Here is a 15,253-nt window from a genome sequence, read left to right as displayed (position 1 = left end):
ATCGCCAGATCCAGATCCTCCGACATCTGCACCGCCTTAGCGGGGATTGGCCCTTGGTTAACGATGTCCGAATCGTGGGTCGAAATAGCAATCAAATTGCTGGGCTTGACCACATGAGCCGCCGTCGCCACCGTGCAAACCCCCGGCTCCCCATCAATAATGAAACCCGTCCCCTGCCCATCCGTGTCGCCATAGGAAATCCGCACCACACTCGGCTGAATTTGCGCCAATAACGCCTCACGCTCCGGTGGTTCTTCCCGTCCTTGCGCACAGCCCACCAAACCCAGCAGGATGAATAAACCCAAACTATTACGCGATGATCGTCGCATCATACCCTTAGACACCTGTTGAGCCACACGAGAATACCCCTTGATTTTAGGGGATGACGCTTTGTGGGGGTGTAAAAAATGGGTATTGTTTAAGGGTGGTTTGAGAGTGATGGGCGGAGTGGATCGGGGCGGAGTGCATCTGTCCGCTATTGGATGATCTATCCTTAGCCCTCGCCACCAACGCCCGCCGCACCGTGGAAACCCGATTTTGGCCCGACGAAGAGGCCCGCCAATATCTCGCCATCTACGAAAAAATCACCGGCTAGGGGTGAGTTAGAAATGTGCCCCCAAAATCGTGTACAACAAAGGGCAGTCCTACGCGATCTGGGAGAATGAATCCACGACTATGGCGGCTAAATTGCGTGTCCTCATCGATACTGTGTTTAAACGTTCCGTGCAACAGTCGGGCGTGCTATCGGCCGAGGCCAAAGTATCGGTGCAGCAGGGTCAAGAATTGAATGTGGCGCGTTATTGTCTAGCGGAACAGTTCCATCTTCAACTCACCTTTGATCATGCCCCCTTTGCGACCCATCCCGATACGGTGCAATGGTTTGTGTTTAGTGGCCATGTGGAATTGATTGAGTTGGAGCAAACGCGATCGCTCGCCCCCCCTGAGTTCCCGGACTCCGATGGGGGTAACACTTGACGCATCCCAACGCCGCGATCAATCTGCAAAGGGGCACAGGGTAGAGCGATCGCACCCGACGCATTCTCAGCGGCTCAGGGCAAGCGGAGCCGTCGCGCTCCGTTTCAGATTTCAATCTGTCACGGCGGGGTCATATCTGGGGAAGCAGCGGTTTAGAATTGATGGAAGTTCAACACGAGTATTTTAATTAATGGAACAGGCCGAAATTACTGCATTAGGTCAGTCCCTTCGCAAAATCGATCAGACCTTGTTAAACCGTGAAGGGGGGGCGGGGATTGAGCGAGTTTGGTATCAGGGTGGCGAACCCTATTTTGATGTGTTTGTGGAACGTCGTGGCACAGAAATTGAGTGGTTTCAGGTCACGCTGCGGGGGCGATCGCTCTCTTGGTATCGAAAAGGCGATCGTTGGCAAACCGGAACCACCAACGAACTGCGCACCGATGATGTCTCCTTTTATCCCGCCAGCAAAACCATCGAGAGCGATCAAAACCCCGACACTCGATTCTTTCAACTCATTCAAGCCATCTTAACGACCCGATCTGGTGATCCGATCTTTGATCGCATTCTGTCGCTCTTTCACACCTATGTTTAGGCTAGTACAGCGTCAAGGCTAAACATAGGCTGTTGCTAGGGTGCTGTTAGCGAAACGTAACGCACCGCCCCATTGAGCGCTGGTCATGCAAGACGATCCGAATTAAGTCTTGACCCTGCCCTAGGGCATTGGGGCTTATTACCAGGGGGAGTGATCCCGTTTAACCCGCTTCGAGAGCCGCAATTGAGTGCCTTCCCGGTTCCAATGAACTTGGTCAAAGATGTGGTACAGAATACACATCCCACGACCATTTTCAGAAAAATCATCCGGCAGGAGATCTTCGGGATGGGCGGGGCAAGATTGGATCGGACGAAAGCCCTCCCCCTGATCCGTAATCACCCATGAATACAGATCATCACAGATCGAAAACTGCACCGAAACCTGCTTGCTAGGGTCGAGTTTGTTCCCATGCTTGGCAGCATTCACCAAGGCTTCTTGTAAGCCTAGGCGTAATTCTGGCTGAGCATTCACCGGGACTTTTACTAAAAGTAAGTCAAGAATGGGGCAGAGATAGAGCGTTGAAGCGAAGCTCATTGTTTGCCAATCTTGCTTGCGAGTGGGCAAGGAAATCGCAATCACACGAAGTTACCTCCAGCTTAGAATTACAAAATGATGGTCAATGGTGCCTAGGGGGTTAGCGGTGTGAGATTATTGGTTCGTCTCAGGGTTAGGCATGATAGAAATACAAAAAAATCTGATATTTCATCCACTCATCACTGGTTTGATTTTGAAATTTTCAGGATGCAACTGGGAGGCTAAGGATGACATTTGGTTTGATTTAGAAAGAGCACATCGAGTTTGAGAGTGTTGAATTGCGTTGCTATTCCTCTCGATCGCATCAGCTTATGTCACATTAGAACCTCAAATTATTTAATCTATCGGTGGAATCGCGCTTTCTAATACGCACCAGTATAGCAAAAGTTTTGGTGGAACTGCTGGATTTCACCCCTTGACAAAATTTTTATGATGTGATCTATTCAGGGACTCAGTGAACAATGGATCAAAAAAGCAAGCCCGCTTGAGCTTGCCTTTTTGAGCGAAACGGAAGGGTGACTAATTAGGTCATGGCTTGGATGATGTAGTCAAAGTAGGGTTCAGTGGCTTGAGCGTCTTCGGTACTCAACACCCCTAACGAGGCATCTTTGAGGCAGCGAATGGCTTCAACCATGCCAGCAACGGGGACTTCGAGGGCGTTGTACATTTCTTTGACACCGATGAGTCCGATGCTTTCGATGGGGCCTTTGTCACCGGAGAGAACTCCATAGGTGATGAGGCGGAGATACCAGCCGTAGTCCCGGAGACAGAGGGCACGCTGACGCTGGCCGAAGGCGTTGCCGCCGGGGGCGATAAAGTCGGGCCGTCTTTTCCAGAGTTCTTTGCTGGCTTTTTCGACGATCTTTTTCTCATTTTCGGCAAGGCCTTCGGCGATGCGAATGCGTTGCATTCCGGTTTCTAAAAAGGAGCTGATGCTTTTAAGCTCGCCACTGCTGGGGTAGCGGAGTTGATCATCAGCGTTGAGAATAACTTGGCTAACTACGCTCATATTAAATGTGATAGGGTCAAATACCACTGTTGACGTATTTTCCTGTCCGAACAACAAGGAAATTCGGGTTTGAGTGGTGCGGGCAAGATAATCTTATTTAACATCACTTCGCCCCTGGGACAATGCCTGAATGGTTAACTGTGCAGTGGCGATCGCGATGTGCCCCCGAAACCGCCTAGGGAGTCGAGGAACGTCTAAGATTATACTCAATTTCAGTCTCATCCCTCTATGGACTCACGGTAGACTCGTGGATTGAACCGTTTGCGGGGGTCAGACTGCCGGGGGTCTTTGGGGTAGACTATCCGGGATTGCTGGGGAGAATCGAGGGGGAAATGCTACCGAGGGAGGGGGCTGTTTGTTAGGAATCTTTACAAAAGAAACGGAATTAATTTACACAAAAATAGATTTTCACCATGTCTGATTCGGCCAACCTGTGGCAACAGGGAACTTTAATTGATGTTGATGTTGTGGATCTTAGCGATCGCGGCGATGGGGTGGCGAAGTGGGACGATCGCGCCATTTTCATCCCCGATACCGTACCGGGCGATCGCGTTCAGGTGCGCCTCGTTCAGGTGAAGCGTCACTATGCCCATGGGAAGCTCCAGGGGATTGTGACGGCATCGCCGGATCGGATTCGGCCGCGCTGTATTGTGGCGGATAAGTGCGGCGGTTGTCAGTGGCAACATATTGATGATGCTGCCCAACGGACGGCGAAGGTGAATTTAGTCGAGCAGGCCTTGCAGCGGATTGGGGGGTTTGAGTCGTTGACCCTTGCGCCCCTGTTGACGGGGGAGACGCTGCATTATCGCAATAAGGCCACCTATCCCCTCCATCGCTCGACGCAGAATAATACGGTGCAGGCGGGCTATTACCGCAAGGGTAGCCATCAGGTGGTGAATCTGAATCAATGTCCGGTGCAGGATGAGCGCCTTGATCCGCTGTTGGCGGAGGTGAAGCAGGATATCGCTGAGCGGGGCTGGAGTATTTATAACGAAAAACGCCATCAGGGGCGGTTACGACATTTGGCGTTGCGGGTGGGACGACGGACGGGGCAACAGTTGCTGACGTTGGTGAGTTGCGATCGCGCCATGCCGGGCCTTGAGGAACAGGCGCAAATTTGGCTTGACCGTTATCCGGGCTTGGTGGGGGTCTGTTTAAACCACAATCCGCAGCGGGGCAATGTGATTTTTGGCGATGATACCCTCTGTATGGCGGGGCAGCCCTATTTAGAAGAAACCTTTGCGGGGCTGACGTTTCGGCTGCGACCGGAGACGTTTTTTCAGGTCAATACCGAAGTGGCTGAACAGCTTTTAGAGGTGATTCAAACGCAGTTAAATTTACAGGGCGATGAGGTGCTCCTCGATGCCTATTGTGGGATTGGGACGTTTACGCTGCCCTTGGCGCAGCGGGTGCAGTTGGCGATTGGGGTGGAGTCCCAAGGGAGCGCGATCGCTCAAGCGGAAATTAACGCCAAACTGAACGGGATTCATAACACGGTCTTCCACATCAAGACGATGGAAAACTGGATCAAAACCTGCGACACGGCCCCGGATGTGGCCCTAGTTGATCCGCCTCGGAAGGGGTGCGATCGCAGCGTGATCGACAGTCTCCTGCGCCTCAACCCGCAGCGGATCGTCTACGTCAGTTGTAAACCCGCCACCCTCGCCCGTGATTTAAAACTGCTCTGCGAGGGCGATCGCTACCGGATCACCCACCTCCAACCCGCCGACCTCTTCCCCCAAACCCCCCACATCGAATGCGTCGCCATCCTCCAAGCCCAAACCACCACCCCAGAGCCAAGTGATAGCATTGATGAGGAACCTGTTTAACTCACCCCAAATCCCCCAGCCGTGCGTTTGCCCGTCCTGTCTCTGTTCATCCTGTGGCTGATCTACGCCGTCTTTGGCTGGATTTTAGCCGAAGCCACCTCCCACCTCTTAGTTTGGGAATTGGCAGTGGTCTTAATTGTGTTGATGGCCTTGCTGTTCACGGCTCCGAGTAATATGGTGCGCAACGTGTTGACGGGGTTGATTCAATCGGATTCCCGCGCCTTTGTGTCGGTGATCATCTTGGCCTTTGCCGTGGTGATCTTAGGGACGTGGTTTACCATCTTTATCCGGCTGTTGGTCTTGTTTGCGGCGGGGGCCTTGGCACGGTTGGAATTGCAACGCTTGGGCTATGGCGAATGGGTATCCTTTGGGTTAATTGTTTGCGTGAGTTTGTTGGGCTTTGGGATGGGCTTAGGGTCACATTATTACCTGGTGTCGCCAGAGGCCACGGAGTCGGCCCGGGTGCTAGCGATCGCCACCATTGAACGCTTAGGATAAAAACTTGGGTACGCTAGGCTCAACCCCCACCGGATTAATTTCGCAGCTTAATTTCCTTATTTTCCCGTCATGACCCAACAACGCGGCATTGTGCAACGAGTTCTGATCATTCTCTCCGGTGTGGCCTTCCTCGGCGGCACAGCCGTCATGGGCATTTCCCTGATGACCTCGGATCGCCCCCCCTCCAATGCTGCCGCCGACACCACAGCAACAGAAGCCGAAAACGCGGCAAAAACCCAACTCGAAGCCCAAGAATCCGGCTACGCGGCAGTGGTCGAGCGCGAACCGGAAAACCAACTCGCCCTCGAAGGATTAGTCCAAACCCGCATCGAACTCGGCAAACTCCAAGAATCCCTCGCCCCCCTCGAAACCCTCCACAAACTCAACCCCGAAAACCCCCAATATTTGCAAGCGATCGCCGCCATCCACCTCCAAACCCAAAACTTCGCCGCCGCCCTCCCCCACCTTGAAACCCTCCACGAACTCAACCCCGACGATGCCGAACTAAAAAGCACCCTCGACCAAGTGAAAACCTTCGTCGAAACCGGCGAACTCCCCCCCAACCCCACCACACCTCAACCCGAATCCACCGACCCACCCACTGAATCCACTGAACCCACTGAAGAATGAGCACCCCCCCAACCCGATACCGGATTCTCCTCGCCAGCCCTGATCCCGGTGTTGGCGGTGTTGCTCAATACAACTACGCCTTGCTCAAGGGCTTAAACCGGCTGGGCGATCAGATCACCTATTTACAATATGGTGCGCCGTTAGATACGGACTGGCTGCGTTCCCACTATCCCCACATCAACTCGGTCATTTTTGAGCATGATGATCCGGAGTCCCTGCGGCAATGGCTAGCCAATCCCGCCACTCGACCCCATCTCCTGCTGTGTAGTAATACGAATCCGTTTGCTAACTTCCCGTTAAAAGCGATCGCCCTCGAACAGCGGATTCCCTACATCATTATTGAAGGCCTTGTCGAACCCCATTTAGCCGCCCAAAATGCTCAATATCTCCCGCTGCTGGCCCATCACTACACCCACGCCCAAGCGATCGTCGCCGTCTCCCACGATAACCTCGCACTCCTGCACCAACATTTCCACCTCCCCCGCGATCGCGGGCAAGTGATCCACTACGGTCGCCCGCCCCAATACTTCACCCCCATTGATGTCAACATTCGTCGAGACCTGCGCCACGCCCAAGGCATTCCCGATGATGCGATCGTGTGTTTTACTTCCGCTCGCATTGAATCCCGCAAAGGCTATCAATTTCAACTCGAAGCGATCAAAGCCCTCCGAAATACTGAAATTTGGCCAAACCTCTACTTTGTTTGGGCCGGTGGGGGCGTATTTGAACCAGAGTTAGAAGCCACCCTCAAAGCCGAATTAAAAGCGATTGCGGCTGATGATCAGGTGAGATTTTTAGGACAAGTGGAAACCGTCCAAGACTGGCTCAATCTGGCGGATATTTTTGTCTTTCCCTCCCAACTTGAAGGAATGCCCCTGAGTATTATTGAAGCGATGGCCAAAGGGTTACCCGTGGTTGCCAGTGCTGTCAGTGGCATTCCGGAACAGTTGGGCGAGACCGGGCGACTGTTGGCTGACCCGAAGCAAAATCCTCAGCAAACGGTTCAAGACTTAATCACAACCCTCACCGAATGGAGTCGGGATTCAACATTACGCCTGAAGATTGGGCGCGACTGTGCCGCACGAGCAGCACAACTTTTTACTGAAGATCGGATGCTCACGGAAACCATCACTATGATTCAACGCACAATGGATGCACACCATGACTACATTTCGCCAGGGCTAGCGGCAGTTCAGCCCGATGCTGCTTTTCCTAACATGATTGTTGGTGATCCCAGTGTCTGTAATTGGCCCTATCTTCGCCGTGAAATTCCCCATCATTGGTATGTTGATCGTCGTCAGCCGACGATTGGTTTTTTAAGCCGTGATGAGGCCCATCTTCTCTACAATTTGGCGCAGCAATTTGCAGGCAAACGCGGTTTAGAAATTGGCTGTTGGATGGGGTGGTCAGCTTGTCATTTGGCTCTGGCGGGGCTGGAGTTGGATGTGGTTGATCCGGTGTTGGGTGATCCAGAGGCCTACGCGAGTGTTTCTCAATCGTTGCAGGCGGCCGGGGTGCGCGATCGCGTCAACCTGATCGCTGGTTATAGTCCCCAAGCCGTGAAGGAATTAGCCACGCAACACCAACGCCGCTGGTCGCTCTTGTTCATTGATGGAAATCATGAAGCGCCGGGCCCCCTTGAGGATGCGATCGCCTGTGAACCCCTCGCTGCAGACGATGCGCTCATTGTATTTCATGACTTAGCCGCTCCCGCCGTGGCCCAAGGGTTAGATTATTTTCGCGATCGCGGTTGGCAAACCCTCGTCTATCAAACCATGCAAATCATGGGCATCGCCTGGCGCGGTAATGTTCAACCCATCGCCCACCAACCCGATCCCGCCGTCAATTGGTCACTCCCGCCCCACCTCCAGGGCTACACCATCAGCGGTCAGCTCTCGACCCCGCCATCACCAACACAACCGATCGAGACCTCATGGCTTGAAAAGCTCCTCACCACCGTCTTGACCCTGAATCCCACCTCAGCCCCCAGTCCTGAGTTTCTGACCGCTGAGCAAAAACAACAGATTAGTAATCTTCGCCAGCAAGCTGCCACTGCCCTGGCGGAAGGGGATCAATCAACCGCGCAACACCACTGGAGCCAATTCATTCAACTCCATCCCACCTCCCGAATCGCCCACCGCACCCTTGCCACCTTAGCCGGAACTAATAATCTTGAGCAATTCCAAGCCAGCCTATCCCATCAGGCCCTCGCCAATAACAGCAATGGCAACCATCCACCCTATGTTGGTCAGGAATTTCAAGACCTTTTAGCCACGGTGCGCCCCTACACGATGTTAAGCGATGCCCGATTGCGATCGCTCTACACATTAGCCAAAACGATCTGTTTAGATGATGTGCCGGGCAATATTGTTGAATGTGGAGCGTGGCGCGGCGGGGCAACGGCACTGTTAGCGGCGGTGGTGACACGGTATTCATTAAGGCCTCGAAAGGTCTACGCCTTTGATACCTTTGCCGGTATGCCTGAACCCACCGATGCGGATAAACATCAAGGGATTGAGGCCAACGCAACAGGGTTTGGTGGGGGAACTCTACAGGCTCCGATTGCGGACAATTTAGCCGTGGTTTGCGCTGAATTGGGTGTGAGTGATGCTGTGGTTGCGGTGGCGGGCCTATTTGCAGATACCTTACCCCAATATCGCGATGAAATTGATGCGATCGCGCTCCTCCATGCTGATGGTGATTGGTATGAATCAACCCGCGATATTTTTGCCTATTACTATGATCTTGTTGATTCCCAAGGCGTGATTCAAATTGATGACTATGGCTATTGGGAAGGATGCGCCAAAGCAATTCATGAATTTGAAGCCCAACGAGAAACAACCTTTGCCCTGCGTCAAATTGACGACACCGGGGTCTGGTTTGGAAAAGGAGATGCCAATCCCAAACCGGGGAATGATTGGCTCCATCTCCTCACCCTAGGACAATGGGCTCAACTGCTCGGAGACATCCCCCAAGCTCAAAAACTGGCAGACGCGACCTTAAAACTAATGCCAGGTTTATTGAAGGCACAAGAGCTTCGTGATGGAACTCCTTTTTGTCTGGTGTTACCGAATCAATCTGACACGGTAGAAACATTTGCACCGGCCATGCATTCACCACAAGAGCATCAGACTATGCCGGTGCGAATTGTTGTCGATGGGATGTTTTTTCAACGCTACAACACGGGCATTGCACGGGTGTGGCGATCGCTCCTTAAACGTTGGGCCAACAGTCAATTTGCTCAGTCATTAGTGATTATTGATCGCGGCGGATCAGCCCCACGCTTACCCGGCTTGACCTATCGCACATTGCCCCCCCACAGTTACGAAAACCCCGACCTTGAACGGCAACAACTCCAGCAAATTTGCGACCAAGAAAACGCCACCCTCTTCATTTCCACCTACTACACCATTCCGATCACAACACCCTCGGTGTTTATGGCCTATGACATGATTCCAGAAGTGTTAGGGGCGGATTTTAATGAGCCAATGTGGCAAGAAAAGCACCGCGCCATTGAGCACGCCCAGGCCTATATCGGCATTTCACAAAATACCTTAGATGATCTCGTGCGCTGTTTTCCCGACGCAGCCACGAAACCGAGAACCGTCGCCCATTGTGGAGTTGAACCGATCTTTACCCCCGCCAGCGAGAGCGAAATTGAGCGATTTAAACATAAATATGGCATTCAAAAACCCTACTTTATACTCAGTGCGCCAGGAACTGGTTATAAAAATGCGCAACTCTTTTTCCGTGCCTTTGCTCAGTTGCCGACGCGCTTGGGGTTTGAGTTAGTTTGTACCGGCAATATGGGCTGGTTGGATGAGAATTTGCGGGCGATGGTTCCGGGGAATACGATTCACACGCTTTACTTAGACGATGCAGAATTACGACTCGCATTTTCAGGTGCGATCGCCCTCGTGTATCCCTCCCGTTATGAAGGATTTGGTTTACCCGTCCTCGAAGCCTTAGCCTGTGGTTGCCCAATTATTACATCACCGATCGCCTCACTGCCAGAAGTCGCCGGAGAAGCCGCCATTTATGTCAATCCCGACGATGAAGCCACCATGATCGCGGCCCTGTGTGAGGTACAAAATCCCCGTGTGCGCCAATCTTTACGCCTTGCCGGACTCCAACAAGCCCAGCAATTTTCCTGGGAAAAAATGGCGCAAACGGTCGAACAGGCGTTAATTATGGCTACTGTGCCTGTCACGAATTTGAGCGGTACTAATTATATTCTCACCCCCAATTGGTCACAATCGGAGGACGTGTTAAACGAAGTCCTCAGCGAAATCTTTAAAACCTTAGCTCAACAAAAAAATCCGATTACGCTGCTATTTTATGCAGCCACTGCCAATGCTGAAGACGTGAATACATTACTGACGGGGATCGCGTTTAACTTGATGATGATGGAGGCGGTGGATTTAGATGAGCATTTAGCGATCGCAATCCTCCCCCCCCTCCATCCGGTGCAATGGTCGGCGCTTTTGCCCCGCATTCAAGGGCGAATTCCCCTCGTTTGTGATGATCCTGAAGTTGTTGCACTTCCCCCCGTTCAGGTGTTGCCGGTTGTCCAACTTTTCTCGTGATTTATGTTGCCACGTCGTGTCTTTTTCTACCTCATTCAACCCCATGATCATAGTCTAGCGATTAATTTAGCCGTGGGACTCAATGCCCTAGGGATAGAGTGTTTTCGTGATCTCCAGGATGGACAATTAGACTCAGATTCTGAGGCAATCGGGTTACGCTATGACCCCACAATTTCCCCGGATGATTGTGAGGTCGTGGTCGTTGATTCGGCACTCTTGAAAACACAAACCATTGGTGTTAATCAGTATCCCATTTTCCCGCACTACCTTTTTTATAACGATCGCCCCTATTTCACGGTGTATCTCCATGACTTAGATGGGCCGAAAGACGATTGGGGATTTGAGCAACAATTTGACCTGGTATTGAGTACCCATTTAAATCGGCATCATGCCCGACCTCAACAGGTGAAACCCTGGAGTTTTGGCCTATCAAGTCGGATGTTACGACTGTTAGAAACGGTGTCTGAATGGCGCGATCGCACCCCACACCTTTTAAACAATGACCGCACCCATCACGACAGTATTCAATGGCGAAATGTCCACGCTACGACCCCCTACGGCCCCCTTTATAGTGATACTGCCTATTTAAATCCCGACTATTCCCTACGGCATCTTGCCGCCCAACGAATCACGCCGCGACTCGCCCAACTATGGGACATTCAACCCGATGATCACCGTCTCCAAACCATCCAAGCGAGTACCGCATTTGGGGGCTTTTTGACGGCACAAAATCAAGAGTGGTGCTTGCATGGGTGGGATAGTTGGCGTTTATGGGAATCGCTGGCGGCGGGATGTTTAACAATTCATTTGGATCTAGAAAAATATGGCGCAGAATTGCCGGTGATGCCAGAAAATGGGGTGCATTATCTTGGCTTGAATATGGATGATTTAAGCAGCAGTATGGCATGGCTTCAGGGGTTAAAACCCCATTGGCCAGAGATTGCAGCGGCGGGACGAGATTGGGCGATCGCCCATTATGCACCCATGCCCACAGCGCAGCGTTTTTTAGACTATTTATCTGAAATCAAACAGCAAAAACAGCCGCTCACCCTCCCCCGCGATCGCCCCCATACCACTGCTCAAAACTCACCAGATACTCGATCTATTGCCTTCCTAATCCATCCCAATTGGCAACAGTCGGAGGCTATTTTACAAGCACAACTCTCTCAACTGTTCACCATTTTTCACCATTATCCGGATCAATATAAATATCACCTCGATATCCTGTGTGACCCTCAACAACTCGAAATCGCTCAATTGATGATTTCGAGTATTCTGATGGAATTATGCCTGACTGATGATGGGGCGATCGCTGAAAAAATCAGCATCGAAGCTATTACCAATCTACAGGATATCGCCTGGATTAAACTCCAGGCTTATCTCCGTTTACCCAATGATTATCCCCTCACATCACCCATTCCAATAACCATGCTAACGCTGGATCAACTTCAGGAATGGGGTCAGGATATCATCTGGGTTATTTTAGGGAATTGGTATTATGAACAGCAACAATGGGAGGCGGCGGCCCAGAATTTTCAGGCGTTAGTGAATGCTTATCCGATTGATGCGGAGATTTATCGCAAACTTAGTTATTGTTATCAACAATTGGGGCGGCCTCATCAACAATTACGCAGTTTAGAACTGGGTAATAAAATTCATCCCCATGACCCTCGGTTTCATTTTGATTTGATTTTTGCAGCACTCCATGAAGGGCATATCGACAGGGCGCGACAGCAGACCCAGGTGGCTCGCCAAGCCTGTCCCCAGGACTATATTTTTACGGTGCTGGATCATCTATTAGTGCCGATGATTTATGGGCGTGGGGATGAGATTACAATGGCGCGATCGCGCTATATTCAAGGTCTACAAACTCTGATTAATATCACAACATTAGACACCCCTGCACAATGTCAAGCGGCATTGGCAGGAATTAGCCAAATCACCAATTTTTACCTAGCCTATCAAGCCTTTAATGTGCGCGATTTACAAGGACAATATGGGGCGTTAGTGCATCGGATTGCGGCGGCGAATTTCCCCGCTTGGGTGCAGGAATTACCACCACGGCCCCAACGGCAAAAACTTCGCGTTGGTTATGTTTCGGCCTATTTCTATGCCTACAGCGGGACATTGTGGCTCAAAGGTTGGCTTCAACAGCACGATCGCACCCAATTTGAACTCTATGGTTACGATTTGGGCGCGGCCAATGATGGAATGGCGCAAACCTGTCGGGATTGTTGCGATCGCTGGTACGCCTTTAACGGGTTTTGGATCAATGCTGCCCAGCAGATTTTGCAGGATGAATTGGATATTTTGGTGTTTCCTGAAGTGGGGATGGATGCGCCGACGATGACCCTGGCGGCGTTGCGGTTGGCTCCGGTGCAATGTGTGGCGTGGGGGCATCCGGTGACGACGGGGTTACCGACGGTGGATTATTTTCTGTCGAGTGAATTGATGGAGGGGGCGAATGCGGACGACCATTACACCGAAACCCTCGTCAAGTTGCCGAATATTGGCGTGGCCTATCCGAATCCGCAGATTCCCCCCTTGACGAAAACCCGCGCTGATTATGGGTTTGCGGAGGATGCGGTGCTGTATCTCTGTTGCCAAGCGCCGTTTAAATATTTGCCCCAGTATGATTGGGTGTTTCCGGCGATCGCTCGCCAAGTCCCTAAGGCTCGCTTTGTGTTTCTGCGGGGTGAGGTGATGCGCCAGCGGTTGATTCGTGCCTTTCATCATGCCGGGTTAGCGATCGCTGACTATTGCGATTTTCGGCGAGTGGTGGCGCGGGGTGATTATCTCGCGGTGAATCAACTGTGCGATGTGTACCTAGATAGCTTCGATTGGTCGGGGGGCAATACCAGTTTAGAAGCCTTGGCCTGCCATCTGCCCATCGTCACCTGTCCGGGGGAATTCATGCGCGGCCGCCATACCGATAGCTTTTTGAAGATGATCGGCGTGACGGAAACGATCGCCGCCCATCCCGACGACTATGTGCAGATTGCCACCCGTTTAGGACGTGATCCTCAGTGGCGCGATCGCATCAAAACCAAAATTATTCAGCAGGGCGATCGCCTCTACGATGACCCCGATTGTGTGCAGGGTCTAGAGCAGTTCTATCGCCAGGTGACCGGGCGCGATTGACATACTCCCCCAACTCCGCCTAAAGCATCCGTAATAAGCCCTGCTGACCCAAAAGCAACTCCCGAATCAGGGCAATAATCCCCACCCAAATAATCGGGGCAATATCCACCCCGCCCAAGGGTTTAATCACGCGGCGGGTGGGAGCTAAAAATAGCTCGGTGGGCAGGGCGATCAGGCTCCACGGCATTTTTTTAAGCTCCACTTGGGGATACCAAGTCAGCACAATCCGAAAAATAAACAAGACAATCATGAGGCCGAGCACCACACCGAGGCTGAGATTAACCCAAGTCATGAGTAGATTCTAAATAACATCGTTAATATTCTATCGTTCTGGGCGATCGCCCCTTGACCTTCGCGCCTGCCTCACATAGCAGTGGACAAATCTGTTAGGACAGGCAAGGGGCTTAAGCCCCTTGTTCCAGAGTCTCTAAATGTCCTAACTGCCCTGGCTAGTGCTATAAAATCCCGGTGGTGAGGGAAGCGATCGCCGGAGCTTCGACCCCAGACAACGCCCCCTCAAATTTGCGAATTTGAAGGGGTTCGCAGGAGCTAGACCTAACGTTTGGAGAACCGCTACAGTCCCATTTTGGCAATGGTCGCGGGGCCAACAATGCCATCTACGGTGAGGCCGTTGGCTTTTTGGAAGGCCGAGACGGCGGACTTGGTATCGGGGCCGTAGATGCTGTCGATGCCAGCGGGGCCGATGCCGTATTTGAGTTCGACAAGTTTGGTTTGGACGGCTTTCACGGTGTCGCCCCGTGACCCCATCAGGAGGACGGTGCGGCCGCCGGTGTTGGCGGGGGGAGCGGCGGCGATGGGGGCGGTGTAGGGGCCGTAGACCCAGCGCCCGCTAGAGAGTTGCAGCCAATCGCCTTGGATTTGGGTGACGGCTTTGAGGGGTGCGCCATCGCGGACACACATTGCCGCCGCGTATTGAATGCCGGGGCCGGTGCGGGCGTTGAGGCAGCTATTTTTTGGGGTGTTGACTTGGCGGAGGCGGTTGCCGGTGGCCATGGCGGGGGGCGTGGCTTTGCCGTAGGTGGTGTAGGGGCCGTAGACCCAGCGCCCGCTGGAGAGTTTGAGCCAATCGCCTTTGGTTTCAACGACGGGTTTGAGGGTTGCGCCTTCGGTGACGCAGGTGGCGACGGTGTATTGAGTGCTGGGGCCGGTGCGGGCGTTGAGGCAGCGACCGCTGGGGGTGTCTACTTGGGTCTGGGCGATCGCAGCCGGGGCGATCGCGCTAATGGATGCCACTAAGACCCCCACCGCCAACAGCTTTAACCAGGGGGCGCTCGGAGCCTTAGCCCATTCAAAAAAATCGACTTCGCTGAAATCGTATTCAATGCCGGTGGCTGCTTCGTGGGCAGCATAGGAATGGGTATAAGCGATTGCGTCCACGATGGTCTCCTTGCAATACTGAGAAAAAACAATTGATCGGAATAGTTCCGATTCTATCGCT

At 52.5% G+C, this 15,253-nt stretch carries 12 protein-coding genes; 7 read left to right on the top strand and 5 right to left on the bottom strand.

The annotated features are described in order from the left end of the window. Positions 1–332, bottom strand: a 332-nt coding sequence (locus tag PN477_RS15595; protein WP_272147418.1) for a serine protease family protein, incomplete at its 3' end; no start/stop codon positions are given. 343 nt (positions 333–675) lie between these two features. Between PN477_RS15595 and PN477_RS15590 the strand changes: the two genes are divergently transcribed. Then, positions 676–975, top strand: a complete 300-nt coding sequence (locus PN477_RS15590) for a hypothetical protein (protein ID WP_272120527.1) — start codon at positions 676–678, stop codon at positions 973–975. A 190-nt stretch (positions 976–1,165) separates the two neighbouring features. Beyond that, entirely contained in the window at positions 1,166–1,567 is a 402-nt protein-coding gene (locus tag PN477_RS15585; protein WP_272120525.1) for a hypothetical protein, read from the top strand. 138 nt (positions 1,568–1,705) lie between these two features. Here the strand turns inward: PN477_RS15585 and PN477_RS15580 are convergent, their stop codons facing one another. Then, positions 1,706–2,146: an ATP-binding protein gene (locus PN477_RS15580; protein ID WP_272147417.1), complete on the bottom strand. Its 441-nt coding sequence runs from the start codon at positions 2,144–2,146 to the stop codon at positions 1,706–1,708. Positions 2,147–2,624: 478 nt separating this feature from the next. Beyond that, on the bottom strand, positions 2,625–3,110 hold the full coding sequence (locus tag PN477_RS15575; protein ID WP_272120521.1) for an allophycocyanin subunit alpha-B: 486 nt from the start codon (positions 3,108–3,110) through the stop codon (positions 2,625–2,627). A 413-nt stretch (positions 3,111–3,523) separates the two neighbouring features. Here PN477_RS15575 and rlmD point away from each other — a divergent pair, with 413 nt between their 5' ends. The 5 genes from rlmD (at position 3,524) to PN477_RS15550 (ending at position 13,794) form a co-directional block, all read left to right on the top strand. After that, positions 3,524–4,939 (top strand): 23S rRNA (uracil(1939)-C(5))-methyltransferase RlmD, encoded by a 1,416-nt coding sequence (gene rlmD / locus PN477_RS15570; protein WP_272120519.1) that lies wholly within the window; start codon positions 3,524–3,526, stop codon positions 4,937–4,939. Positions 4,940–4,960: 21 nt separating this feature from the next. Continuing rightward, positions 4,961–5,437 carry a hypothetical protein gene (locus tag PN477_RS15565; RefSeq protein WP_272120517.1) on the top strand — a complete coding sequence of 159 codons (477 nt, stop codon included), beginning with the start codon at positions 4,961–4,963 and terminating at the stop codon, positions 5,435–5,437. 69 nt (positions 5,438–5,506) lie between these two features. Continuing rightward, positions 5,507–6,067 (top strand): tetratricopeptide repeat protein, encoded by a 561-nt coding sequence (locus PN477_RS15560; protein ID WP_272120514.1) that lies wholly within the window; start codon positions 5,507–5,509, stop codon positions 6,065–6,067. After that, positions 6,064–10,653 carry a glycosyltransferase gene (locus PN477_RS15555; RefSeq protein WP_272120512.1) on the top strand — a complete coding sequence of 1,530 codons (4,590 nt, stop codon included), beginning with the start codon at positions 6,064–6,066 and terminating at the stop codon, positions 10,651–10,653. The genes PN477_RS15560 and PN477_RS15555 overlap by 4 nt, the downstream gene beginning before the upstream one ends. 3 nt (positions 10,654–10,656) lie before the next feature. Beyond that, positions 10,657–13,794: an O-linked N-acetylglucosamine transferase, SPINDLY family protein gene (locus tag PN477_RS15550; RefSeq protein ID WP_272120510.1), complete on the top strand. Its 3,138-nt coding sequence runs from the start codon at positions 10,657–10,659 to the stop codon at positions 13,792–13,794. A 19-nt stretch (positions 13,795–13,813) separates the two neighbouring features. Here the strand turns inward: PN477_RS15550 and PN477_RS15545 are convergent, their stop codons facing one another. Continuing rightward, on the bottom strand, positions 13,814–14,086 hold the full coding sequence (locus tag PN477_RS15545) for a YggT family protein (protein ID WP_272120508.1): 273 nt from the start codon (positions 14,084–14,086) through the stop codon (positions 13,814–13,816). A gap of 281 nt (positions 14,087–14,367) precedes the next feature. Beyond that, the gene (locus PN477_RS15540) at positions 14,368–15,192 is read right to left on the bottom strand and encodes a peptidoglycan-binding protein (protein ID WP_272120506.1); all 825 of its coding nucleotides are present in this window, start codon (positions 15,190–15,192) and stop codon (positions 14,368–14,370) included. Between the last annotated feature and the right edge of the window lie 61 nt (positions 15,193–15,253).

This window comes from Spirulina subsalsa CS-330 (genome assembly GCF_028330765.1).
Lineage (GTDB): Bacteria > Cyanobacteriota > Cyanobacteriia > Cyanobacteriales > Spirulinaceae > Spirulina > Spirulina subsalsa_A.
Note: the sequence above shows the minus strand (reverse complement) of the source record. Positions and strands in the feature narration are given on the sequence as shown.

Bases quoted from the DNA above. Each gene is read 5' to 3' on its own strand.
- PN477_RS15590 (WP_272120527.1), top strand. From the start codon at position 676: ATGGCGGCTAAATTGCGTGTCCTCATCGATACTGTGTTTAAACGTTCC.
- PN477_RS15585 (WP_272120525.1), top strand. From the start codon at position 1,166: ATGGAACAGGCCGAAATTACTGCATTAGGTCAGTCCCTTCGCAAAATC.
- PN477_RS15575 (WP_272120521.1), bottom strand. From the start codon at position 3,110: ATGAGCGTAGTTAGCCAAGTTATTCTCAACGCTGATGATCAACTCCGC.
- rlmD (WP_272120519.1), top strand. From the start codon at position 3,524: ATGTCTGATTCGGCCAACCTGTGGCAACAGGGAACTTTAATTGATGTT.
- PN477_RS15560 (WP_272120514.1), top strand. From the start codon at position 5,507: ATGACCCAACAACGCGGCATTGTGCAACGAGTTCTGATCATTCTCTCC.
- PN477_RS15555 (WP_272120512.1), top strand. From the start codon at position 6,064: ATGAGCACCCCCCCAACCCGATACCGGATTCTCCTCGCCAGCCCTGAT.
- PN477_RS15550 (WP_272120510.1), top strand. From the start codon at position 10,657: ATGTTGCCACGTCGTGTCTTTTTCTACCTCATTCAACCCCATGATCAT.
- PN477_RS15545 (WP_272120508.1), bottom strand. From the start codon at position 14,086: ATGACTTGGGTTAATCTCAGCCTCGGTGTGGTGCTCGGCCTCATGATT.